Genomic DNA, 21,608 nt, shown 5'->3' with positions numbered 1-21,608 from the left:
GACAAAAGGAAAGGCATGCAGGCTAACTAATCGGTGCATGACAAAAAAGCCGGGCATAAAAAAGGCCGGCATGCACCGGCCTTTTCTTCACGCAACGATTAGATTCCCCAATGAACTCAGGCGGGCGCCACTTCATCAGCCTGCAGGCCCTTCTGCCCCTGCACAACCTTGAAGCTCACCTTCTGGCCCTCTTTCAGGCTGCGGAACCCCGTTCCGCTGATCGCCCGAAAATGTACGAAAACATCTGGGCCGCTTTCACGACTGATGAAGCCAAAGCCTTTGGCGTCGTTGAACCATTTAACAGTGCCAACTTCACGATCCGACATGACTCACTCCGATCAACTCGATGCTGAGACAAGTCAGCCTCCCCTTTGGCCGACGGCTTACTGGGCATGCAAGATCGGGGTGAAGCGATGTGGACCCTTGCGAGTCACGCACCGGGCATGCACGTGACCGAGCAACCACAGTGAATCCAGCATAACGGATTTCTTTAATGCAAGTGAATGGCTCTAAATCACCGTTTTGATTTTCACATTTCAACGACATTTGCGAATAAAACAAAAAAGCCAGGCATTGCTGCCTGGCTTTTTCTTCTAACATTTGAAACCGCTAATTACTGCGGGATCACTTCGTCAGCCTGCAGGCCCTTCTGGCCCTGCACGACCTTGAAGGAGACCTTCTGGCCTTCGACGAGGCTCTTGAAACCATTGCCCTGGATCGCGCGGAAATGCACGAAAACATCCGGGCCGTTGTCACGGCTGATAAAGCCGAAACCCTTGGCATCGTTGAACCACTTGACGGTACCGATCTGACGATCAGACATATAAATCACTCCACAGGTTTAATCAGACTCAGCCCGCGCGACATGCGCAGGCGGCTTACTGGTGTGCAAGGAAACCCTAGGGGTGAGGCGATGTTGCTAGATCGAGATCAGCGGCATCGGGTCACAAAACTCTGGTGACCCCGGCAAACACAGTAAGTGCATCATACCGGCTCCACGGCCACGAGGTGAATAGGAAAACACGGCTGAAACCTGAATGAATAACCGTCAGTTCTTACTCAACGGGTTTGATTTTCACGCCGTCTTCGCATTTCATCTCATCACTTGGCGAGCGAGATTCATTTCAACCGCCAGCCCCATTTCCAGCGCAGGAGAAGCTCCATGATGTTCCGTCGCCCTTACCGCCCGGCCCTCCTCGCTATTGTCGCAAGCGGCGTGATCCTCGCTGGCTGCTCCAGTACACCGGAAACCCGCACAACGAACGGCTCCCACGGCACAACTGCCACCAGCTCACGGACCGCGGCTACTAGCACCAGCGCACCGCGAACACGCACCGGTACCGTGACCACATCCAGCGGCAAGCCCCTGCCCAGCAGTACAGGCATCCCTGCCTGCGACGATTATCTGGCCAGCTATGTGTCCTGCCACGCCGCAGCGGGCGTGTACCCGCCCGACCAGATCCAGGGCCGCTACGAAGACATGCGCACCAGCCTGCTGCAAGACTCCGTGGATCCCAATGCACGTCCACAACTGGGCGCACGCTGCAGCGCGCTCGCCAAGCAATTGCGCGCCACGCTCCAGGGCAAGTCGTGCGCGCCGACGAGCCCTGCAGGGAGCAGCAGCGCACACTGAGTTTCAGCGAAGAAGCGCACGTAGCGCGGGGGCCACGGACGTGGGCCGACTGCGTGCGAGCTTCACCTTGGGCGTGCCATGCCACTGCGCCGACGCGCGTATCGCGCCGGCGACATCCTCAAGCAACCGAGGCGTCGCCTCGACATCAGGCTCAAGGAACAGAGCTTTGACCTCGAAGACGCCCTCGCGACGATGAGCCTTCGCATCCAGTCGACCGATCAACCGTCCTCGATGGAGGATCGGCAACACGTAGTAGCCGTAGCGACGCTTGGGTGCCGGCACATAGCACTCGATGGTGTATTCGAACCCGAACAAAATCTGTGCACGTGCGCGATCCCACACAATGGGATCGAACGGCGACAGCAACGTCGTGTGCGTCGGACGCAATTGACCTGATGCCGCCTGCGCGAGCAACGCTTCGTTGTCGCGATGCACGTAAGCGGGCACGTTCCAATCGGCCACCTGCACCATCAGCAACTCGCCGCTGGCTACCCACGGCGCCAGCTCCTTGTCGGTCACTGCGGGTTTCAGTCGATAGTAGTCGGCAACCCAACGCGCCTGTGTGACGCCGAGCGCGCGAACGCTGTCGAGGATAAAGCGACGTCGCAACGCTTCATGATCAAGCGCAAGCAGTGCTGGATCCATCGGTGGCTCGAGTTTTTCCAACACGCGCTCGGCCAGATCGTAAACGCGCTGAAAGCGCTCGCGCCGGGTCACCATCAACTCGCCCAGAGCGAACCATGCTTCGAGCCAGCGCTTCTCCGGCTTCCACGACCACCAGCCACCTGCGCTACGCGTTTCGCTCTCGAAATCGGCGGCCCGCGCAGCACCGTTGTCGCGTATACGTGTGAGCAACGCATCCATGCCGTCGCGATGCTCGCGATGCATGCGATCGGCATGTTTGTAAGCCCAATGCATCGCTCGCTGCGTGCGCCATGCTTGATGAAGTGGCAGGTCTGCCGCTGGTACAAAGCACGCTTCATGCGCCCAGCTCTCGGCGATGCGCCCGTCTTCCAGCACGCCTTCCAGCCATTGCGGATCATAGTCACCAAGGCGCGAGTACAGCACCAGGTAAGGGCTGCGTGCGACCACATGAATGCTGTCGATCTGCAGCAGGCGCATGCGCGCCACCGTATCGACAACATCCGCCTTCTTCGCCCGTGCCTTGGGCTTGTTAAGCACGCCCTGCGCGGCCAAATGGAGGCGTTGCGCCTGCGCGAGGCTCAACGAAGCGGATAGCGCAGATGAAGCAACCGACAACGGTAACGATGCCTTCACGTGATCACGATGCCTTTGTTGAGGTGGCATTTAGCCGCGTTTTGTTAGTTTGAAATCAGCGCGAAGGACTTGCAGCGCGAAAATCGCACATCGCTGCACCATCGCGCGCATCCGCATACGAGCCACGCATTCTGGCATGGAGTAACGACGATGAAACCCCGCATTCCCCTTCTCGCTCTTGTAACCGCCGGATCGATGATGCTGGCGGGCTCACTGTTGGCACAGGATCAGACCATGCCAACACCACCACCGCCGCCGACGCAAAACATGCCGTCGCCTCCGCCACCGCCGACTCAGACGATGCCCAGCGCCACGCCGACGCCGCCACCACCGCCGGGTGGTACGCAGGCGCAGACCAATGCCGGTGGCCAGCAGGTGACGATCAACTCCAGCGTTCCACCGGTCAATCCGGGCCCGGCGCCGAGCTTCGAGCAATTGTCGGGTGGTTCCAAGTACATCACGGAGACGCAGGCCTCGGCTTATCCCTTGCTCGCCAATGATTTCAGCTACGTGGACAAGGGTCATTCCGGGCACATCACCAAGGCACAGTACGAGCGCTGGTTGAACAACAACCAGTAAGATGCAGTGATATTGACGCGGGTCACCGGCAACGGCGGCCCGCGTCGTCACGTGCGATGCATGGCGCTGCTGATATGGAACCGGCTTCCGGCGCTGCGCAATGATCGCGCCCGACCAGGATGGAGCCTATCCCCATGCGACTTACCACCTCGGCAGCTTTGGTGCTCACGCTCGGTCTGCCTTCGCTCGCCGCCCGTGCGCAAAATCCCAGCCCGATGGATATCCGCGCATGCACCGCCATCGAAACCGACTCGCAGCGCCTGGCTTGCTACGACCGCGCCACGGGGCGCGACAATCTTCCGGCAGCACAAAAGAAAACTGACAACGCTGCACAGGAGGCATCCACGGCCTCCTCTACCAACGTGTTTGGCCACGAAGCCTCCAAGAACACGGGCGCCAATCCGTCGACCGCCACGGCGCAGGCAACACCTGAGGTAAAACCACTGTCCCTGCTCGACAGCCGTTGGGAGCTGTCGCCCGAGAGCAAGCTCGGTACGTTCAACCTGCGCGGCTACAAACCGATTGTGGTGTTGCCGTTCTTTGCCAGCAGCAATCAGAACCGGCAGCCGACGAGCGCCAACCCGATCAACAGCGTCGACGAACCACAGCACTTGGACAATATCGAGAGCAAGTTCCAGCTCAGTCTGAAGACCAAAATCTGGCAAGGTGTGTTCGGCGACACGGGCGATCTGTGGGTGGGCTATACCCAGTCGTCGCGCTGGCAGGTCTACAACAAACAAGAATCGCGACCGTTCCGCGAAACCAACTACGAGCCGGAAGCCATGCTGATGTTCGACACGAACTATCAGGTGGCCGGATGGGACGGCCGACTGATGGGCATCGGGCTCAACCATCAATCCAACGGACAGTCTGATCCACTGTCGCGGAGCTGGAATCGCGTGATGGGCTATTTCGGCTTCGAACGCCCGGAGTGGACCATCATGTTCCGGCCGTGGTGGCGCATTCCCGAAGGCGGCAAGGACGACAACAACCCCGACATCAGCAACTACATGGGGCGCGCCGACATGCAGATCATCCATGAGTGGAATGGTCAGGAATTCGGCCTGATGTTGCGCCATTCACTGCGTGGCGGCAGCGAGAGCCATGGAGCGGCGCAGCTGACCTGGTCGTTCCCGGTGGCGGGCAACTTGCGCGGCTACATGGAGTTGTTCAAGGGTTATGGCGAAAGCATGATCGACTACAACCACAACGCCACCTACCTCGGCATCGGCATTTCGCTGCTCGACTGGTACTAGTGCCGGCTACCACCAAGTCCGCTTGGTACCGGTGAGTATGCGCAGCATCTCTCCGCGCGCGATGGGCATGCGTCCCACCGGGCCGAAAGCGCGATCACGAATGCCGGCCACCATGTCGCGATCCGATTGGAACAACGGCGTCAGGAAGCGGCTCAATCGTTGATAGATGCCGACATGCGTGCGGCGCTGCCGTCGATAGGCATCCAGCCCCGACGCAAGGTCATCATGCTCCGCCAGTGCATCGGCAAGCGCCTGTGCGTCGAGCAATGCCATGTTCACCCCCTGCCCGAGCTGGGGGCTCATCGCATGCGCAGCGTCGCCGATGAAAACGACGTTGTTCCATGTCGTCTGGTGCAGCACCACGTCGCGGTAGCGCGCGCGATGCAACTGGGTGGATGACTGGATGCCCTCGAGCAACGGCAGTGCCTCAGGCCAGAGTTCGCCGAGACGATGACGCATGCGTTGCAGCGCTTCGTCGTCGAAAGCATCGACCTGCGCGCCGGGCAGACTATAGAAAAATGTCAGCCATCGTGCGTCGGTATCGTCACGGCGCCCCACGGGCAGCAGGCCAATCATTTCCCGGGTTCCCGCGTAACGCTGGTGCAGTACGTCGTGATGCGGCCAGTGCGTGGCCGGCAACAGGCACCATATAGCACCCCAGGGATAGAGCCCTTCGCGACGGACCACACCGGGCTGTCGGCGCAGCGCGGAGTGCGCGCCGTCCGCTGCCACGATCAGGTCGAACGGGCCGTGTCGTTGGCCTTCGCCGTCGATCAGATAGCGACCATCATCCGACAGGCGTTCGATCCGCGTGCCGCTGCGTATCGCACTGCGCCCTGCCCAAGCGCCATCGAGTAACGAGAACAAGGCCCCACGCGTCATGCCAAGCCCGAAGCAACCAGCAGCGTGCTCGGCGTAGCGCATGTCCATCACGGCGCGCCCTGCGAGGTTACAGCCGTACAAACGCTCGATCCGCTGACCGCTGGCCAGCGCCTGTTCGAGCAGGCCCAATCGGGTAAGCACAGAGAGGCCTGTCGGTTGCAGCAAGAACCCCGCGCCGACGGGCCCGGGTGACGCTGCTTGCTCGAAGACGGTCAGGCGGTGCCCTGCGGCACCCAGCAACAGGCAGCTTGCCTGCCCGGCCACGCCATAGCCCACCACGGCGATATGCAGATTTCCTCGCATGACACTCCTTGTCCAGCCGGGTGCAACCCGGTGTCAGGCAACGGCATCATGCCGTGCTTCGCGGACGTTGGCGCAAGGGCCAACGTCCGCGTGATGCATCAGTGGTCGTGGCCGCCTTCGCCGTGCACGTGACCGTGGGCGAGCTCTTCTTCGCTGGCCTGGCGCACGTCGGTGATTTCCACGTCAAAGTGCAGCGTCTGGCCGGCAAGCGGATGGTTGCCGTCGATGTGCACCGTGTCATTCTCGATCTTGGTCACGGTGACGTTGATCACGCCCTGCGGGCCGCGGCCCTGGAACTGCATGCCCGGCTGGATGTCTTCCACGCCCTGGAAGGCCTCGCGCGGCACTTCCTGCACAAGCTCAGCGTGATGCACGCCGTAGCCCTCTTCCGGCGCAACGTCGACCTTGAACTGGTCGCCGACCTGGCGGCCTTCCATCACCTTCTCCAGGCCCGGGACGATCTGGCCAACGCCCTGCAGGTAAACGAGCGGCTCGCGACCCTGCGAGCTGTCGAGCACCTGGCCGTTGTCGTCGGTCAGCGTGTAGTGGAAGGAAACGACGGAGTTCTTGGCGATCTGCATAGATGAATCTCAAATAGGCTCGAATAGGGAGGGAGCACCGGCAGGGGCCGGCACGAAGGAATAAGCGTAGCAGACCCCTGGCGACGTGGCCGAGCAGGGGTGTTCTCAACACCCCGCCCATCCCTAGCCGAAAGCGCCCAGGATTGGCGATACTCCGCCCATGGCCCGACCGTATCGCCTGCTATGCCGTTGTACCGCCGCGCTTTTTGGCATGGCGCTGGTCATGCCTTCCACGGCGGGACAAACGGCCCCCACCCCTGGCCCTGCGACGTCCGCTCCCACCCGTGCCGCCACGACGCTTTCGCTGACCGACCAGATCGACAACCTCATCGGCCAGCCCCGCTTTGCGGGCGCCGACTGGGGCATCGCCGTGATCTCCCTCAGCTCGGGCCGCACGATCTACAACCATCACGCGGACCAGCTTTTCCAGCCGGCCTCCACCACCAAACTGTTTACGGCCGCGGTGGCACTAAGCGAGCTCGGTCCGGACTACCGCATTCCCACGCGTGTGTTCGCCGGTGGCGAGATCCACAACGGAAAGCTGGATGGTCCCCTGATCCTCTACGGCATGGGTGACCCCACGCTCGGCGTAGATGCAGCCACCCTGCACTGGGCCGACCAACTCGCCGAACAACTGGCCGCGCAAGGCCTTAAGCACGTGCACGGCGACCTGATCGCCGATGCCACCTACTTCGCCAGCCCCATGATGGGCAGCGGCTGGGAAGCTACCGACCTGCAAAGCTGGTTCGCCGTGCCGACGAGCGCGCTGAGCGTAGGCGAGAACCAGGTGGAAGTGACCGTCGCCCCCGGTGTTGGTGCAGGGGCACCCGCGCTGTTGCACTTCGACCCCGACGACGCCATCCCCGCCGTAACCAACGACGTGCTCACCAGCGCCCAGCGCACGCGCAATGACGTGAATCTCTATCGCGCGCCGGGCGATGACACGCTTTATGCCTTCGGCAATATCGCGGCGAAATCGACTGCTCAGAACTACAAACTCGCCCTGCCCGACCCCGCCCAGTTTGCGGGCCGGCAGTTGCAACAGGCACTGTTGCGTCATGGCATTCAGTTGGACGGCAAGCTGGTCGCGATGCACTGGCCGCGGCGCGATACCTTCCTGCCGAACCAGCCGCGCACGCTGGCCGAAGTGCTTTCGCCGCCTGTAAGCGACATCCTCGAGCGCGGCCTCAAGCGTTCGCAGAACCTCTATCTGCAGAACCTGCTGCTGCTCGCTGGCGTCAAGGCGCAGGCCGACACCGAACAGCGCGAAGGGAGCATGGGCTTCATCACCAGCGAGCGCTGGGGCATCCGTGCGATGCATCAGATGCTGGAGCAGATCGGCATCGCCCCTGCGGCCAGCTTGATCGAAGAAGGGTCAGGACTGTCGCGCCGGAATCTGGCGACGCCCAATGCGATGGCACGCCTGCTCGCCTTCCTCGCCAGCCAGCCCTATGGGCCCACACTGGTGCAGGCCCTGCCCATCGCCGGCATCGACGGCACATTGCAGTGGCGCATGCGTAACACGCCAGCTGAGAACAACGTGCACGCCAAGACCGGCAGCATGAGCTTCGTGCATTGCCTCGCCGGTTACGTCACCAGCGGCAACGGCGAGCGGCTGGCGTTCGCCATCATGCTCAACAATTACGATCCACCCAACGGCGCGCCAAGTGCGACGAAGGACATCGACCAGATCGCCGAACTGCTCGCCAGCTCACGCAACACGACGGGCTCGGCCGCGATGCCCGTCGCGGCGACGCATCCCGCCAACTGAGTCGGCGACACCTACGTTGAATGAGGTCAGAGCTTCCCTAAGTCCTTTCCGATCTTTTCCGGCGTATCGGTCGGCGCATAGCGCTTCACCACCTGCCCGTTGCTGTCGACAAGGAACTTGGTGAAGTTCCACTTGATCGACTCGCTGCCCAGGATGCCCTTGCCCTTGCTCTTGAGCCACTTGTAGAGCGGATGCGCGCCTTCGCCGTTCACGTCGATCTTTGCAAACAGGGGAAAGGTCACGTCATAGCTGGTCGAACAGAAGTTGCGGATCTCCGCTTCGTCACCCGGCTCCTGGTGGCCGAACTGGTCACAGGGAAACCCGAGCACCACAAGCCCCTTCTCGCGATCGGCGCGCCATAGCGCCTCCAGCCCCGTGTACTGCGGAGTGAAACCGCATTTGGAGGCCACGTTCACGATCAGCAACGTCTTGCCACGATACTCGGCGAGCGAATGCTCGTTGCCGTCGATATCGCGAGCGGAAAAGTCATAGACAGAGGTCATCGCAGCCATCCCAGTCGGTGAGAGCGCTAGTCTAGCCCCACGGATGCCCCGGGTGTCTTATGCTTGCCACCGGTCGGCGCCGCCCCTCGAGGCGCGCCCCTCCCCCGGTTCCCCCGAAGGTACCCCGTGATCAGATTCCATGAAGTGCACAAGTCCTACCGTGTCGACGGCCGGGACGTCCCTGCACTGCAACCCTTCAACCTAGACATCGCCGACGGCGAGGTCTTCGGCATCATCGGCCATTCGGGTGCGGGTAAATCGACGCTTATACGTCTGATCAACCTGCTCGAGCGCCCCAGCGGCGGCCGCATCCTGATCGATGACACCGACATGACGGCGTTGACCGAGACGCAGCTGCGCCAGAAGCGCCAACGCATCGGCATGATCTTCCAGCACTTCAACCTGCTGGCCTCGCAGACGGTGGCCGACAACGTGGCCTTTCCGCTGCGCCTGGCCGGGGAGCACGACGAGGCGGCAATCCGCCAGCGTGTGGACGAATTGCTCGCCCGCGTGGGCCTGACGGCACATGCGAGCAAATACCCGTCGCAGCTTTCTGGCGGTCAGAAGCAGCGCGTGGGCATCGCCCGCGCCTTGGCGAACCGGCCGTCGATCCTACTGTGCGACGAGGCCACCAGCGCGCTCGATCCGCAGACCACCGCCGCCGTGCTGGACCTGCTGGCCGAGATCAACCGCGAGCTCAAACTCACCATCGTGCTGATCACGCACGAAATGGACGTGGTGCGCCGCGTCTGCGATCGCGTGGCAGTGCTCGACGCTGGACGCATCGTGGAAACGGGCCCGGTGGCGGACGTGTTCCTCCACCCGAAGCACGCGACCACCCGCCGCTTCGTCAACGAGGCGTTGCCAGAAGAAGCCGCTGGCGAGCAGATGCCGTTCGCCCATGTGCCGGGCCGCATCCTGCGGCTGTCGTTCCGCGGTGAGGCCACCTGGACGCCAGCGCTGGGCCGCGTGGCCCGCGAAACCGGCGTCGACTTCAACATCCTCGCCGGCCGCATCGACCGCATCAAAGACCTGCCGTACGGACAGCTCACGCTGGCCATGCAGGGCGAGCGCGTGGACGATGCATTGATCACTCTTCGCGAGGCCGGCATCGAGATCGAAGAAATCACCGTTTCGCCGGAGCACCACGCATGAGCGCCCCGCTGCTGCAAAACCTGTTTCCCAATATCGACGACTGGGGCGAGATCGGCCACGCCTGCATCGACACGCTGCTGATGCTGGGCGGCTCGTTGTTGCTCACCGTGATACTTGGCCTGCCTTTGGGTGTGCTGTTGTATCTCACCGGCAAAGGCCAGCTGCGCGAGATGCCCAAGCTTTATGCCGTGCTGTCGCTGCTGGTGAACATCTTGCGTTCGATCCCCTTCATCATCCTGATGATCGTACTGATGCCGCTTACCTACGTGCTGGTCGGCACCAAATTGGGCATCCGCGGTGCGATTCCGCCGCTGGTGATCGGTGCCGCGCCGTTCTTCGCACGACTGGTGGAAACCGCCCTGCGTGAGGTACAGCGCGGTGTGATCGAGGCCAGTCAGGCGATGGGTGCCAGCATCTGGCAGATCGTGCGCCATGTGTTGCTGCCGGAGGCGCGAGGCGGATTGATCGCCGGCACCACCGTCACTGCCATCGCCCTGGTGGGCTATACCGCCATGGGCGGCGCCATCGGCGCGGGCGGCCTGGGCGACCTGGCCTACCGCTACGGCTACCTGAGCTATAAGTCGGATTACATGGTGGTGACCGTGGTGCTGTTGATCGTGCTGGTGCAGCTGCTCCAGATGGCCGGCGACCGCATCGTGGCGCGGTATACGCGGCACTGAGAGACAGAGAAAGGCCCGGCACACCGCCGGGCCTTTTTGCATCCGGCGGTATGGACGGCTATTCTGGTGCACCGCATCAAGTGCCTGCCCCATATGACAAAGTTGCATAAGCTCATAGCCATTTTCTCCGTGCTGCTCGCGCTGGCCGGCTGCTCTTCGTCCAATGGCAATGGCGACGCCGGCAGCCAGAAGCTGGTAGTGGCCGCCACGGCCGTGCCGCACGCGGAGATCCTCAAGCAGGTCAAGCCCATCCTGGCGAAGGAAGGCATCGACCTGGAGATCAAGGTGTTCGCCGACTACGTGCAGCCCAACACGCAGGTGCTGGAAAAGTCGGTCGATGCCAACTACTTCCAGACCAAGCCTTATCTCGACGCGTTCAACCGCGAGCGTGGCACCAACCTGACCATTGTGACGGGTGTGCACATCGAGCCGTTCGGCGCGTACTCACGCAAGCTCAAGTCCATCGACCAGTTGCCTGACGGCGCCTCGGTGACCCTGCCCAACGACCCCAGCAACAACAGCCGCGCGCTGCTGCTGCTCGCCAAGCATGGTCTGATTACGCTGAAGGACCCGACCAACGAGATGTCCACACTGAAGGACATCACGGCCAACCCGAAGAACCTGAAGTTCCGCGAGCTGGAAGCCGCCATGCTGCCGCGCACGCTGGACGAAGTGGATCTCGCCCTGATCAACACCAATTACGCGCTCGCCGCCGGGCTCAACCCGACCAAGGACGCACTGTTGATCGAGGACAAGGATTCGCCGTATGTGAACTATCTGGTGGCCCGTCCGGACAACAAGGACGATCCGCGCATCCAGAAGCTCGCCAAGGCGCTGACCAGCCCCGAGATCAAGGCGTTTATCGAACAGAAGTATCAAGGCGCGGTGCTGCCGGCGTTCTAACTAAGAGCCGCTAATAAACCTACTGCGCGGCCGTCAGGCGGGCGCTCGCTACGTTTTGTTAGGACTCTAAAACGCTCTCGCGTTGCTTCCTACAGGGGCGCACTCGTGCGCCCCTGTTCTGTTTTCAGCAGGGCACGGCTTCGGGATCAACGGGAATCTCGAACACCTGCCGCAGATAGGCGACATAGGCGCTGTCGTCACACATGTTCTTGCCCGGCGTGTCGCTGATCTTGGCCACCGGCTGACCGTTGCAGCGAACCATCTTGATGACGATCTGCAGCGGCTCCGGCCCCACGTCATTGGTGAGGTTAGTACCCACGCCGAAGGCCAGCTGGCAGCGTCCATGAAAGTGCTGGTACAGCCGCATGACCTTGGGAACGTCCAGGCCATCACTGAATACCAATACCTTGCTGCGCGGATCGACGCGATTGGCGCGGTAATGCGCGAGCACGCGCTCACCCCACGCGAACGGATCACCCGAATCGTGGCGCGTGCCGTCGAACAGCTTGCAGAAGTACATGTCGAAGTCGCGCAGGAAGGCGCTGAGCCCGTAGACGTCAGATAGCGCGATGCCCAGGTCACCGCGATATTCCCGTGCCCAGGTCTCTAGCGCTGCCACCTGCGAATCACGCAGCCGTGGCCCCAGCGCCTGGTGCGCCTGCAGGTATTCGTGTGCCAGCGTGCCCAGCGGCGTCAGGCCCAGCTTCCACGCCAGCCAGACGTTGCTCGTACCCGCCATTTGCCGACCCAGGCCCTCGCGCAAAGTAGTGGCCACTTCTTCGTGCCATGCGCGCGAGTAACGACGACGCGTGCCGTAGTCGGCAATCCGGCAATCCTGGAACCCTTCGGTATCGCGCAGCAGCGCAATTTTCTCGCGCAGCCGACGGCGCCCCTCGGACAAATCGAGCTGGGGTTGCGTGTTGCGGAAGTACACCTCGTTGACGATGGCCAGCAAGGGCACTTCGAACAGGATGGTGTGCAGCCACGGGCCGCGAATGCGTATCTCGATATCGCCGGGGCCATCCTGCGCGGGAAAGATTTCCACGTATTTGGCGTTGAGCTGGAACAACCCCAGGAAGTCGACGAAGTCGCTCTTGATGAAGCGCCAGCTGCGCAGATAATCCAGTTCTTCCGGGGTGAAGCGCAGCGTGCACAAGTCTTGCAGCTCGCGACGGATCTCGTCGATGTAGGGAACCAGATCGATACCCGGGTTACGGCACTTGAACTTGTATTCGACCTGGGCGGCCGGATAGTGATGCAGCACAACCTGCATCATGGAGAACTTGTAGAGATCGGTGTCGAGCAGGGAGGTAACGATCATCGGTCGCTCACGCGCCACGGGGAGTAGCGTGATTATCCTCGCCCTGCATCGATCGCGGGGAGTTGCTCGTCAAACCGCAGGCAAATAAAAACCCCGGTAGCCAGGGGAGGGGCTAGCGGGGTTTGTCAGGCCTGGTCCAAAACAAAGAGGGGAAAAGGACCGACCCCTCAGTGGCACGATAAAGCTGTACCACTTCTTGTCGCCGTCACGGCGATACGAATCCTTAGTGTGGCCGGTGCGGACCGAGTTCAAGCGTCTTCATCGTTTCGTTCAGCTTTTGGCAAGCTGGCCGAGGCGCCTACAATCGTTAGATTCTTGGAAAGGGAATGCCATCCAATGATTCGCACGCTTCGCCGCCTGTGTCTGCTTGCCCTGTGGCTCACCCTGCCCCTGCACGCGGCCGACCTGGTCATTGACCTGGGGCACGGCACCAAGACGTACACGACGGCGCAACTGCTGGCGCGCAGCGACGCACGCGATGTGACCATTCCCGCCGACGTGGCATTCAAGCGCGCCATGCGCTATCGGGCGGTGCCGCTGAAGGCTCTGCTGGATGGCGCATCGCCGGGGGACACCCTGCAGTTCGTTGCCTCCGACGGTTTCGCCGCGCAGATTCCCGCTGCGCTGATCGTCCGCGCCCAGGGTTCGCAAGCCTGGCTGGCGGTTGAGGACCCCGCCCACCCCTGGCCGACGCTGGACGAGATCAAGGGTGACGCGGGTCCGTTCTATGTGGTGTGGACCGATCCGGAAGCCATGAAGGTCGGCCCGGAGCAGTGGCCGTTCCAGTTGGCCAGCATCCGCCGCCAGCCGTCAGTGGCCGAACGCTTCCCGGCCATCCTGCCCGACCCCGCCCTGAAGGCCGACAGCCCCGTGCAGCGCGGTTTCGCGGTGTTCCAGCACACCTGCTTTGCCTGCCATACCCTCAACGGGCAGGGCGACGCCAAGCTGGGGCCGGACCTCAACATTCCGCACAGCCCAACTGAATACCTGCGCGAGGACCTGTTCCGCGCCTACATCCGCGACCCGCAATCCCTGCGCCATTGGCCACAGGCGCGGATGCCGGGCTTCGACCGCAAGTCACTGTCCGACCAGGACCTGGACGACCTGCTCGTCTACCTGCGCCACATGGCGGGGCGGAAGGTCCAGCCCTAGGGCCGGGGTCAGGGCGGTGCCGCCGTGGGGCTGCTGGTGGAGTCCAGCCATTGCTGCAGCGACTTCTGCCGCTGCGCATAAGGCTGGCGCGCGAACTGCCGGACGCTGGCGTAGAACGCGGGCCACTGCCCTTCCGCATGGCGGAAGAGGGCCAGGAACACAGGTGTCCAACGGTCATAGATACCAAACGGCAACAACCGGGCGTTGTTGATCGGCCCGTTAACCCAGGCGTCGTAGCGATGGTCGTTCGGCCAGTCGAGATCGCGCCACTGCACGTAGCGCACGCGGAAATCGTCGATCACCTGTTGCTTGCCAGTGGCCATGGCCTGCTCGCCCACACCGCTGGCGTAGAGCTTCTTCAGGCGGTCGCGCAGGTCCATCACCAGCCAGGTGAAACCGTCGTCCATCGTCTTTTCGTGGTCGTCCTGAGGCGGCAGGCCGCGCGACTGTCGCCATTCGCGCAGGCCCTCCTCCTGTACGAAGCTGGCGAAGGATTCATTGAAGGCGCTGTCGTCCTTCACGTAGATCAGCTGGTGCGCGAGCTCGTGGAAGATGGTGCTGGCCAGCTCGTCGTCGTCCCAACGCATCATGCTGCTGAGGATGGGGTCGGAGAACCAGCCCAGCGTGGAATAGGCCGGCACGCCGCCGACGTAGACATCATCGCCACTGGCCTCCAGCCTCGCCGCTTCGGCCTGGGCCTTCTGCTTGGCGAAGTACCCGCGATAGGCAACGCACCCGGCGAAGGGAAAGCAATGCTGCACTGGCGACACTGAGAACCGGGGCGCGGCGAAGACATTCCACACCACGTAGGGCCGATCCAGCTTTACATAGCTGGTGTAGCTGCGGTTGTCCGGCAAGCCCAGGTGATCCGTAGCAAAACGCCGTGCCTCCTGCGACAGCGCCAGGCGCTGCCGGGTCGTGGCATCGGTGGAGGGATCACGCAGCACCTTGCTGACGTCGCGGCGATTCACCACCAACTCGCCCTGCCCCTTGGCCACGTGGGCGTAGTAATCGACCGTGCCGCAGGCAGAAAGCGCCAGGCCCATCATCAACGCGATGACGGGCCTGGGAATCCAGAGTATTCGTGATACGCGGCATGACAACCTCATGCCGCGATTGTGCCTTGATCTAGGCGTTCATGGTTCAGTGACCGTGACCGCTCCAGCCACCGTGGCCACCGCTCCAACCGCCATGGCCACCACCACGGTAATAACCGCCACCGCCGTGGTAATAACCGTGCCCGTAGTAACCGCCACGGTAATAGCCGCGACCGTAATAACCGCCACCGTAGTAGCCGCCAATGCCGATGCTCACGGCAGGGGCATAGCAGCAGCCGTAGTAACCGTAGCTCGGGTAGTAATACGGCGAGGCATAGTAACCGCCGCTATAGGTGACAGCCGAACCGTAGTAGGCATCACCGCCGCCAGTCGCAACCGGGCGAACATAGCTGTAACCCGGGTCGTAATAGCAACCAGATAGCGCCGCGGTGGCGACCGCCAAGGCGAGACCGGCAAGCACGCGTTTCATGACATAAGGCCTTCGGGGAAGACAGCTTCACTTTGAACCTACGCCGTTGAGTGCGCACTGAACGATTCCGACATGGCCGACAGACAGTTACCTGCCGGCCATACCGTGACCTGGGCGCGTTGGCCGGTTCAGTTATTGCCGCTGTGCTCGGGTGGTTGGCGGATGTGTCCGTACACCGCTTCGCTGGATACGCCAACGTTCCCTGCACCTGTCCCTTTGTTGCCGTTACTTTCGGCGGGATGTTCGTCCGCGCCCGGCCACGTGGGGCCCTGCCGGACACGCTCTTGCTTCGCTTCGAGCAGGGCCTGGATTTGCGCCACCGCCTCCTGCGGCGAGATGTGCTTGCGCGCCGGACGCCGTGGGCGCGTCTTGGCGGATACCGGTATTGCGCGGCTCCGACCCGTCGCGCGCACCGTCTTTGCCGCCGCTTTCTTGGTCGCCGCCTTGCGAGGCGCAGAGCGTTTGGCCGCCGCTTTTCGGGCGGTCTTCTTGACCACCTTCTTCGCCGTCGCGGACTTGCGCACAGTCTTTCTGGCGGCCGTCTTCTTGGCCGCTACCTTACGAGGCGCGGCGCGCTTCGTGGCTGTCTTGCGGGCCGTGGTCTTGCGCGCTGTCGTTTTCCGGGTAGCGGCCTTACGCGTCGCCGTCTTGCGTGTGGCGGTTTTCTTGACGGCTACTTTTTTCTTGGTGGCTACTTTGCGAGTGGCGGTCTTGCGGGTGGCCGATTTGCGTGCAGCGGTTTTGCGAACGGCGCCGCGAGTCGTGGCGGCTGCGCGCTTGCGGGTGGTGCTTTTCTTGGCAGTGGATTTGCGGGTTGCTGTTTTCTTGGCCGAGGATTTCTTCGCGGCCGGCTTGCGCGTCGTTGCCATGCGTCTTCACTCCTGCGGTAGTCGAGAAAGCCCGACGCCCCCAATCACGCCAGGCTAAACCGAGAAGTAACACCGCAAAGATGTATCAGGTGTGAGCAAAGCCGTGTTTTTCCTGCATCGGCAGCACGCTCAGAACCTCGGGCGCGAGAGTTCGGAGAGGAAATGCGAGAGCACTTCAGGCCGCACCAGCAGCGTAAACGCTATGCCGTACGCGGCACCCCACAGGTGCGCGCTGTGATTCACATTGCCCTGCCCGCGACGATCCATGTAGATCGAATAGACCACGTAAAGCACTGCATAAATGATGGCCGGCATCGGAATCACGAACACGACAATGCGTGACCACGGTGCCAGCAGGATGAACGAGAACAGCACCGCCGACACCGCGCCCGATGCGCCCAGGCTGCGGTAGTTCGGGTTATTCCTGTTGCTCAGATACGTCGGCAGTATCGAGACCACCAGCCCCAAAATGTAGAACAGCGCAAAGCCCATCATGCCCAGCCGCGCGGCGAAAAACCCTTCCATCTGGCGACCGAAGAAGAACAACGTGATCATGTTGAACAACAGGTGGCCGAAATCGGCATGCACCACGCCGTAGGTCACCAGGCGGTGATACTCGCGATTGCGCGTGATCGCCGGTGGCCAGAGGATCAGATCGTTCATCAGGCGGGCGTTGTTGAACGCCATGAAAGACACGACGGCGGTGATGGCGATGATGATCAGGGTGATCATGCGGTGTTCCGTATGGGGCTGAAGGCAGCGGCAAAGACCCTGCATCTTGGCGGCGCGGGGAGCGCTTGTCGACTGCCGACATAGCGGAAAAGTCTAAGAGTCGCTAACAAAACGTAGCGAGCGGCCGCTAGGTGGGTGCGGGCGGCGCGCAGGAACCGGAGTGTACTTTTACGTACATGAGGATTCCGAGCACCGACCGCGCCCGCCTGGCGGTCGCGCAGTAGTTTTGTTGGCGACTCTAAGCGCAGCGCCACATTCCGCACTATTATCCCCGGCTTCCCGCGTCTCCCCACGCCCCAGGCCCCCTCCATGTCGATCCGTTACCTGCATCTGGACGTCTTTGCCGCCACGCCCGGCGGCGGCAACCATCTGGGCGTCGTCACCGACGCCACCGGCTGGAGCGACGCCCGCATGCAAGCCTTCGCCCGTTGGACCAACCTCGTCGAAACCACGTTCCTGCTACCGCCCAGCCAGCCTGACGCCAGCTATCGCGTGCGTATCTTCACGCCATACAAGGAAATTCCCTTTGCTGGCCACCCGAGCATCGGCAGCGCGCACGCCGTGTTGCTGTGCGGACTGGCCCAGCCCGTGGATGGCCTGCTGTGGCAGGAATGCGGTGCCGGTGTGCTCCCCATTCGTGTGGAAGAAAACGGTGGCAAACAACAGTTACTGTTGAAATCACCCCATTCCACCGTAGAGAAAACCGGACGCGACGCGCATCCGCTGCTGGATGCAGCCCTGTCCGGCATCGGACTGGGCGTGCTACCGCCAGCCTACGTGTCCGGTGGCCGCCACTGGTGGCTGGCCGAATGCGCGGACGAAGCCTCGTTGCGCCAATGGAAGCCCGACCACGACGCCATCGGCGCGCTGGCCAAGGCCACCGACAGCATGGGCCTGTGCGTCTTCGCGCGCAGCTCGCACCCGGACTACCAACTGGTGGTGCGTGCCCTGCCCGCTGGCGTCGGCTTGGTGGAAGACCCCGCCTCCGGCGCAGCCAACGGGCTGATCGCCGCCTACATCGCCCATGCCGAGCCTGAGGGTCCGCTGGCCCGCGGCTACGTAGTGAGCCAGGGCCGTGAGATCGGCCACGACGCCAGTCTCATCGCGCGTATCGACGGCGCCACCGTGTGGATCGGCGGCCACACCAACACCATCATCGATGGCTCGCTGCACTGGAGCGGTCGCGATTGAGCACGCGACCGCAAATATGGGTGGATGCCGACGCGTGCCCCGCGCCGATCAAGGAAGTGCTGTTCCGTGCGGCGGAACGCGAGCAGGTCCACGTCACCCTGGTTGCCAACCAATGGCTGCGCACGCCGCCCTCACGCTTCGTGCGTGCCATCCAGGTACCCGGCGGCTTTGACGTGGCGGACAACGAGATCGTCGAGCGCGTCGTCGCCGGCGATCTGGTCGTCACACAAGACATTCCGCTCGCCTCCGCCGTGATCGCCAAGGGCGCGCTCGCCGTGCATCCGCGTGGCGAGCTCTACACGCCCGACACCATCGCCCAGCGGCTCTCCATGCGTAACTTCATGGACGAACTGCGCGGCGCAGGTGTGGATACCGGCGGCCCCGCGGCGTTCCATGCACGCGACAAACAGGCCTTTGCCAACCAGTTGGATCGTTGGCTGGTGCAGTTCCGGCAGGCGCGCTGAGCGCCTGCACGAAACCACGCGACGTTTTGTTCAGAGCTTCCGCTCGTCCAGATGCGCGCGACGCGCGGCGACCTGCGCCAGGATCGACCAGTCCACGTCCTCATCGCCCGCTGATAGCGCTTCAAGCAGGCTGTCGCGTAACAGACCCGCCAGCGGTAGCGGCACACGGGTGGCATCCGCAGCAGCCAATGCAAGGCCGATGTCCTTGTAGCCCAGCGGCAGCGCAAAGCCCGCTGGCGTATAACGCGACTCCGCGATGAGCTTGCCGTACCCCTGATAAGCCGGCGCAGCAAACAAGGTGCTGGTCATCACTTCAAGAAAATCCGCTGCGCTGACGCCGTGTGCACGTGTCAATGCAGACGCCTCGGCCATGCTTTCGATGGCCGCACCAAGCATGAAGTTACCGGCAATCTTCACCACGTTCGCCCGCTCGGGCGCTTCGCCCAGCGGCCAGATGCGACTACCCATCGCTTCCAGCAACGGGCGCACGCGATCGATTACATGCGATTTTCCCGCCGCAAGGATATTCAGCTTGCCCGCGGCGGCCACATCCGGCCGGCCAAAGACCGGCGCAGCCACATAGTCGATCTCACGAGCGGCGTGAGCCTCCGCCATCTCACGAGCCAGCGCCACCGAAATAGTGGCGTGGTTGACGTGTGCGGTGCCCTTGTCCATGCCATCCAACAGGCCACCGTCAAAGAACACGCTGCGCACGGCCTGATCATTGGCTAGCATGCTGAACAGCACATCACCCTGCGCCGCGCGATCCGCCGTCTTCGCCACCTTCGCGCCCAGCGATGCGAGCGGCTCGGTCGCGCCCGGCGAGCGATTCCACACGGTCACCTCGTGCCCGGCCTTGATCAAGTTGCTCGCCATGGCACTGCCCATGGATCCGAGACCGATAAAACCTACCTTCATGCGACATCCTCCAAACAAAACAACAGGCGCAGTGGATCACGCCGTGCGTTCAACCAACGCGAAATCACACCACTTCACCCGCCGCATGCCCTGAAGCCCAAGCCCACTGGAAGTTGTAACCGCCCAACCAGCCGGTGACATCGACCACTTCCCCGACAAAATAAAGGCCGGGCACGAGTTTGGATTGCATGGTCGACGACGACAGGCCGTCGGTATCCACGCCACCCAACGTCACTTCCGCCGTGCGGTAGCCTTCCGTGCCGCTGGCGACCACAGGCCAATCGTGCAATTGCTCGCCAATGTTCTTGAGCTCTGCCTCGCGGTACTGCCGCATCGGCTTGCTTTCGAACCAGAGCTCGCACAAACGCTGCGCGAGCCGTCGAGGCAACGCGTCGCCCAGCACATTCTTCAGCTCTGCTGCCGGTCGCACGTTGCGCTGTTCCTGCAACCATTCACCTAGATCAAGTGCGGGCGACAGATCGATACGCAAGTCGTCACCCGGCTGCCAGTACGAAGAAATCTGCAGAATGGCAGGCCCACTGACACCCCGATGCGTGAACAACATCCCGGCGCGGAAGGAATGCTTACCCACACGCGCCTCCACCATGGGCAAGGCAACGCCTGACAAGTCGTGATAGCGCTCCTGGTGTTTGCCACTCAGCGTCAGCGGCACCAGACCTGCACGCGTAGGCAACACCGCATGGCCGAACTGACGCGCCAATTCGTAACCGAATCCGGTGGCGCCCATGGTCGGAATCGACAAGCCGCCCGTGGCGACCACTAGCGATTGCGCATGTACCTCGCCGTGCGCGGTGATGACGCTGAATCCTTCGTCCGTCTTGCGCACGCGCTGCACGCCACAACTGGTTTCGATACGCACACCGGCCTGCGCGCACTCGTCCAGCAACATGCGCACGATCAGTTTCGACGATTCATCGCAGAACAGCTGACCAAGTTCCTTCTCGTGGTACGCGATGCGGTGCTTCTCCACCATCGCAATGAAATCCCACGGTGTATAGCGGGCCAACGCCGACTTGGCGAAATGCGGATTGGCAGAGAGATAGCACGCTGGCGTCACACCCGTGTTGGTGAAATTGCAGCGCCCACCACCCGACATCAGGATCTTCTTGCCGACCTTGTTGGCATGATCGACCACCAGCACGCTGCGCCCGCGCTGCCCGGCCACGATGGCGCACATCAGCCCGGCTGCGCCGGCACCGATGATGAGTACATCCACTTTCATGCGCACACCGCTGTCATAACCCGCTCCTATCCCGATGGCTGCGTATTATCCGTCAGGAGAGGCCACATCGCTTACACTGCGGCTTTCCTTTGTGCCGGAACCGCCACCATGCCTTCCTTTGACGTCATTTCCGAAGTCGACAAGCACGAACTGACCAACGCCATCGACCAGGCCAACCGCGAACTGGCCAGCCGCTTCGACTTCAAGGGCACCGATGCGAAGTTCGAGCTGGACAAGTTCGAGATCACCCAGTCCGCGCCCAGCGAATTCCAGTTGGAACAGATGCTGGACATCCTGCGCGGCCGCCTCATCTCGCGAAAAATCGACATCCGCGCACTTGACGTAGGCGACGCCGAAACCAACCTGGGTGGCTCGCGTCAGAAGGTCACCGTGAAGCAGGGTATCGAACAGCCCATCGCCAAGAAGCTGGTGGCTTCGCTGAAGGAAGCCAAGATCAAGGTCGAGGCACAGATCAACGGTGACAAGCTGCGCGTGACAGGCAAGAAGCGCGATGACTTGCAGTTGGCGATGGCGGTGCTGCGCAAGGCTGACGTGGAGTTGCCGTTGCAGTTTGATAATTTCCGCGATTGAAGATGGGGTGTGCTGTCGCTGAGGGGGTGGACGCTGCTGCGTGTGGCCTACAAAGGCGAAGCATACGGAATGCCTC

24 protein-coding genes and 1 other RNA gene are annotated in these 21,608 nt (G+C 62.4%); 11 read left to right on the top strand and 14 right to left on the bottom strand.

What is annotated here, in order from left to right; genetic code table 11:
- Positions 1-116: 116 nt before the first annotated feature.
- Together DyAD56_RS17295 and DyAD56_RS17290 are read right to left on the bottom strand one after the other, a co-directional pair.
- The gene (locus DyAD56_RS17295; protein ID WP_038616299.1) at positions 117-326 is read right to left on the bottom strand and encodes a cold-shock protein; all 210 of its coding nucleotides are present in this window, start codon (positions 324-326) and stop codon (positions 117-119) included.
- A 287-nt stretch (positions 327-613) separates the two neighbouring features.
- Entirely contained in the window at positions 614-823 is a 210-nt protein-coding gene (locus DyAD56_RS17290) for a cold-shock protein (RefSeq protein ID WP_019465667.1), read from the bottom strand.
- Positions 824-1,162: 339 nt separating this feature from the next.
- Here DyAD56_RS17290 and DyAD56_RS17285 point away from each other — a divergent pair, with 339 nt between their 5' ends.
- A complete protein-coding gene (locus DyAD56_RS17285; RefSeq protein WP_233202555.1) occupies positions 1,163-1,633 on the top strand; it encodes a hypothetical protein in 471 nt (156 codons plus the stop codon).
- Positions 1,634-1,636: 3 nt separating this feature from the next.
- Here the strand turns inward: DyAD56_RS17285 and DyAD56_RS17280 are convergent, their stop codons facing one another.
- Positions 1,637-2,911 (bottom strand): crosslink repair DNA glycosylase YcaQ family protein, encoded by a 1,275-nt coding sequence (locus DyAD56_RS17280; RefSeq protein WP_304529236.1) that lies wholly within the window; start codon positions 2,909-2,911, stop codon positions 1,637-1,639.
- A 150-nt stretch (positions 2,912-3,061) separates the two neighbouring features.
- On the opposite strand from DyAD56_RS17280, the gene DyAD56_RS17275 reads away from it, so the two are divergent.
- Both DyAD56_RS17275 and DyAD56_RS17270 read left to right on the top strand, forming a co-directional pair.
- Positions 3,062-3,490 (top strand): hypothetical protein, encoded by a 429-nt coding sequence (locus tag DyAD56_RS17275; protein ID WP_102303987.1) that lies wholly within the window; start codon positions 3,062-3,064, stop codon positions 3,488-3,490.
- Between the two features lie 134 nt (positions 3,491-3,624).
- Positions 3,625-4,746 (top strand): phospholipase A, encoded by a 1,122-nt coding sequence (locus DyAD56_RS17270; RefSeq protein WP_102303986.1) that lies wholly within the window; start codon positions 3,625-3,627, stop codon positions 4,744-4,746.
- 6 nt (positions 4,747-4,752) lie between these two features.
- Here DyAD56_RS17270 and DyAD56_RS17265 read toward each other — a convergent pair whose 3' ends face one another.
- On the bottom strand, positions 4,753-5,931 hold the full coding sequence (locus DyAD56_RS17265) for an NAD(P)/FAD-dependent oxidoreductase (protein WP_102303985.1): 1,179 nt from the start codon (positions 5,929-5,931) through the stop codon (positions 4,753-4,755).
- A gap of 98 nt (positions 5,932-6,029) precedes the next feature.
- Positions 6,030-6,512 carry a peptidylprolyl isomerase gene (locus DyAD56_RS17260; RefSeq protein WP_102303984.1) on the bottom strand — a complete coding sequence of 161 codons (483 nt, stop codon included), beginning with the start codon at positions 6,510-6,512 and terminating at the stop codon, positions 6,030-6,032.
- 160 nt (positions 6,513-6,672) lie between these two features.
- Between DyAD56_RS17260 and dacB the strand changes: the two genes are divergently transcribed.
- Positions 6,673-8,283 (top strand): D-alanyl-D-alanine carboxypeptidase/D-alanyl-D-alanine-endopeptidase, encoded by a 1,611-nt coding sequence (gene dacB / locus DyAD56_RS17255; protein WP_102303983.1) that lies wholly within the window; start codon positions 6,673-6,675, stop codon positions 8,281-8,283.
- A 26-nt stretch (positions 8,284-8,309) separates the two neighbouring features.
- On the opposite strand, the gene DyAD56_RS17250 is transcribed toward dacB, so the two are convergent.
- Positions 8,310-8,786 carry a glutathione peroxidase gene (locus DyAD56_RS17250; protein ID WP_102303982.1) on the bottom strand — a complete coding sequence of 159 codons (477 nt, stop codon included), beginning with the start codon at positions 8,784-8,786 and terminating at the stop codon, positions 8,310-8,312.
- A 126-nt stretch (positions 8,787-8,912) separates the two neighbouring features.
- Between DyAD56_RS17250 and DyAD56_RS17245 the strand changes: the two genes are divergently transcribed.
- The 3 genes from DyAD56_RS17245 to DyAD56_RS17235 all read left to right on the top strand — a co-directional run bounded on the left by DyAD56_RS17245 (position 8,913) and on the right by DyAD56_RS17235 (position 11,524).
- Positions 8,913-9,941, top strand: a complete 1,029-nt coding sequence (locus DyAD56_RS17245; RefSeq protein ID WP_102303981.1) for a methionine ABC transporter ATP-binding protein — start codon at positions 8,913-8,915, stop codon at positions 9,939-9,941.
- Entirely contained in the window at positions 9,938-10,621 is a 684-nt protein-coding gene (locus DyAD56_RS17240; protein ID WP_102303980.1) for a methionine ABC transporter permease, read from the top strand. The genes DyAD56_RS17245 and DyAD56_RS17240 overlap by 4 nt, the downstream gene beginning before the upstream one ends.
- 93 nt (positions 10,622-10,714) lie before the next feature.
- Positions 10,715-11,524: a MetQ/NlpA family ABC transporter substrate-binding protein gene (locus DyAD56_RS17235; protein ID WP_199179015.1), complete on the top strand. Its 810-nt coding sequence runs from the start codon at positions 10,715-10,717 to the stop codon at positions 11,522-11,524.
- Between the two features lie 124 nt (positions 11,525-11,648).
- Here DyAD56_RS17235 and pncB read toward each other — a convergent pair whose 3' ends face one another.
- Positions 11,649-12,845 (bottom strand): nicotinate phosphoribosyltransferase, encoded by a 1,197-nt coding sequence (gene pncB / locus DyAD56_RS17230; RefSeq protein ID WP_102303979.1) that lies wholly within the window; start codon positions 12,843-12,845, stop codon positions 11,649-11,651.
- Between the two features lie 336 nt (positions 12,846-13,181).
- Between pncB and DyAD56_RS17225 the strand changes: the two genes are divergently transcribed.
- Positions 13,182-13,997, top strand: a complete 816-nt coding sequence (locus DyAD56_RS17225) for a cytochrome c (protein ID WP_102303978.1) — start codon at positions 13,182-13,184, stop codon at positions 13,995-13,997.
- Between the two features lie 8 nt (positions 13,998-14,005).
- Here DyAD56_RS17225 and DyAD56_RS17220 read toward each other — a convergent pair whose 3' ends face one another.
- From DyAD56_RS17220 to DyAD56_RS17200, 5 genes are all read right to left on the bottom strand, one after another.
- A complete protein-coding gene (locus tag DyAD56_RS17220) occupies positions 14,006-15,043 on the bottom strand; it encodes an aminopeptidase (RefSeq protein WP_102304024.1) in 1,038 nt (345 codons plus the stop codon).
- Positions 15,044-15,140: 97 nt separating this feature from the next.
- On the bottom strand, positions 15,141-15,524 hold the full coding sequence (locus DyAD56_RS17215) for a hypothetical protein (RefSeq protein ID WP_102303977.1): 384 nt from the start codon (positions 15,522-15,524) through the stop codon (positions 15,141-15,143).
- Between the two features lie 128 nt (positions 15,525-15,652).
- The gene (locus DyAD56_RS17210) at positions 15,653-16,393 is read right to left on the bottom strand and encodes a histone H1-like repetitive region-containing protein (protein WP_102303976.1); all 741 of its coding nucleotides are present in this window, start codon (positions 16,391-16,393) and stop codon (positions 15,653-15,655) included.
- Between the two features lie 129 nt (positions 16,394-16,522).
- Entirely contained in the window at positions 16,523-17,125 is a 603-nt protein-coding gene (locus DyAD56_RS17205) for a rhomboid family intramembrane serine protease (RefSeq protein ID WP_102303975.1), read from the bottom strand.
- A gap of 101 nt (positions 17,126-17,226) precedes the next feature.
- Positions 17,227-17,303, bottom strand: a non-coding RNA gene (locus DyAD56_RS17200) — sX9 sRNA.
- 131 nt (positions 17,304-17,434) lie between these two features.
- Here DyAD56_RS17200 and DyAD56_RS17195 point away from each other — a divergent pair.
- Both DyAD56_RS17195 and DyAD56_RS17190 read left to right on the top strand, forming a co-directional pair.
- Positions 17,435-18,316: a PhzF family phenazine biosynthesis protein gene (locus DyAD56_RS17195; RefSeq protein WP_102303974.1), complete on the top strand. Its 882-nt coding sequence runs from the start codon at positions 17,435-17,437 to the stop codon at positions 18,314-18,316.
- On the top strand, positions 18,313-18,780 hold the full coding sequence (locus DyAD56_RS17190) for a YaiI/YqxD family protein (protein WP_102303973.1): 468 nt from the start codon (positions 18,313-18,315) through the stop codon (positions 18,778-18,780). The genes DyAD56_RS17195 and DyAD56_RS17190 overlap by 4 nt, the downstream gene beginning before the upstream one ends.
- Before the next feature lie 30 nt (positions 18,781-18,810).
- On the opposite strand, the gene DyAD56_RS17185 is transcribed toward DyAD56_RS17190, so the two are convergent.
- Together DyAD56_RS17185 and DyAD56_RS17180 are read right to left on the bottom strand one after the other, a co-directional pair.
- Positions 18,811-19,698 carry an NAD(P)-dependent oxidoreductase gene (locus DyAD56_RS17185; RefSeq protein WP_102303972.1) on the bottom strand — a complete coding sequence of 296 codons (888 nt, stop codon included), beginning with the start codon at positions 19,696-19,698 and terminating at the stop codon, positions 18,811-18,813.
- 64 nt (positions 19,699-19,762) lie between these two features.
- Complete coding sequence (locus DyAD56_RS17180; RefSeq protein ID WP_102303971.1) at positions 19,763-20,941, bottom strand: NAD(P)/FAD-dependent oxidoreductase; 1,179 nt, start codon at positions 20,939-20,941, stop codon at positions 19,763-19,765.
- Positions 20,942-21,049: 108 nt separating this feature from the next.
- On the opposite strand from DyAD56_RS17180, the gene DyAD56_RS17175 reads away from it, so the two are divergent.
- Positions 21,050-21,532 (top strand): YajQ family cyclic di-GMP-binding protein, encoded by a 483-nt coding sequence (locus tag DyAD56_RS17175; protein WP_102303970.1) that lies wholly within the window; start codon positions 21,050-21,052, stop codon positions 21,530-21,532.
- The last annotated feature ends 76 nt before the right edge of the window (positions 21,533-21,608 follow it).

It is taken from the genome of Dyella sp. AD56, from assembly GCF_002878475.1.
Lineage (GTDB): Bacteria > Pseudomonadota > Gammaproteobacteria > Xanthomonadales > Rhodanobacteraceae > Dyella.
Note: the sequence above shows the minus strand (reverse complement) of the source record. Positions and strands in the feature narration are given on the sequence as shown.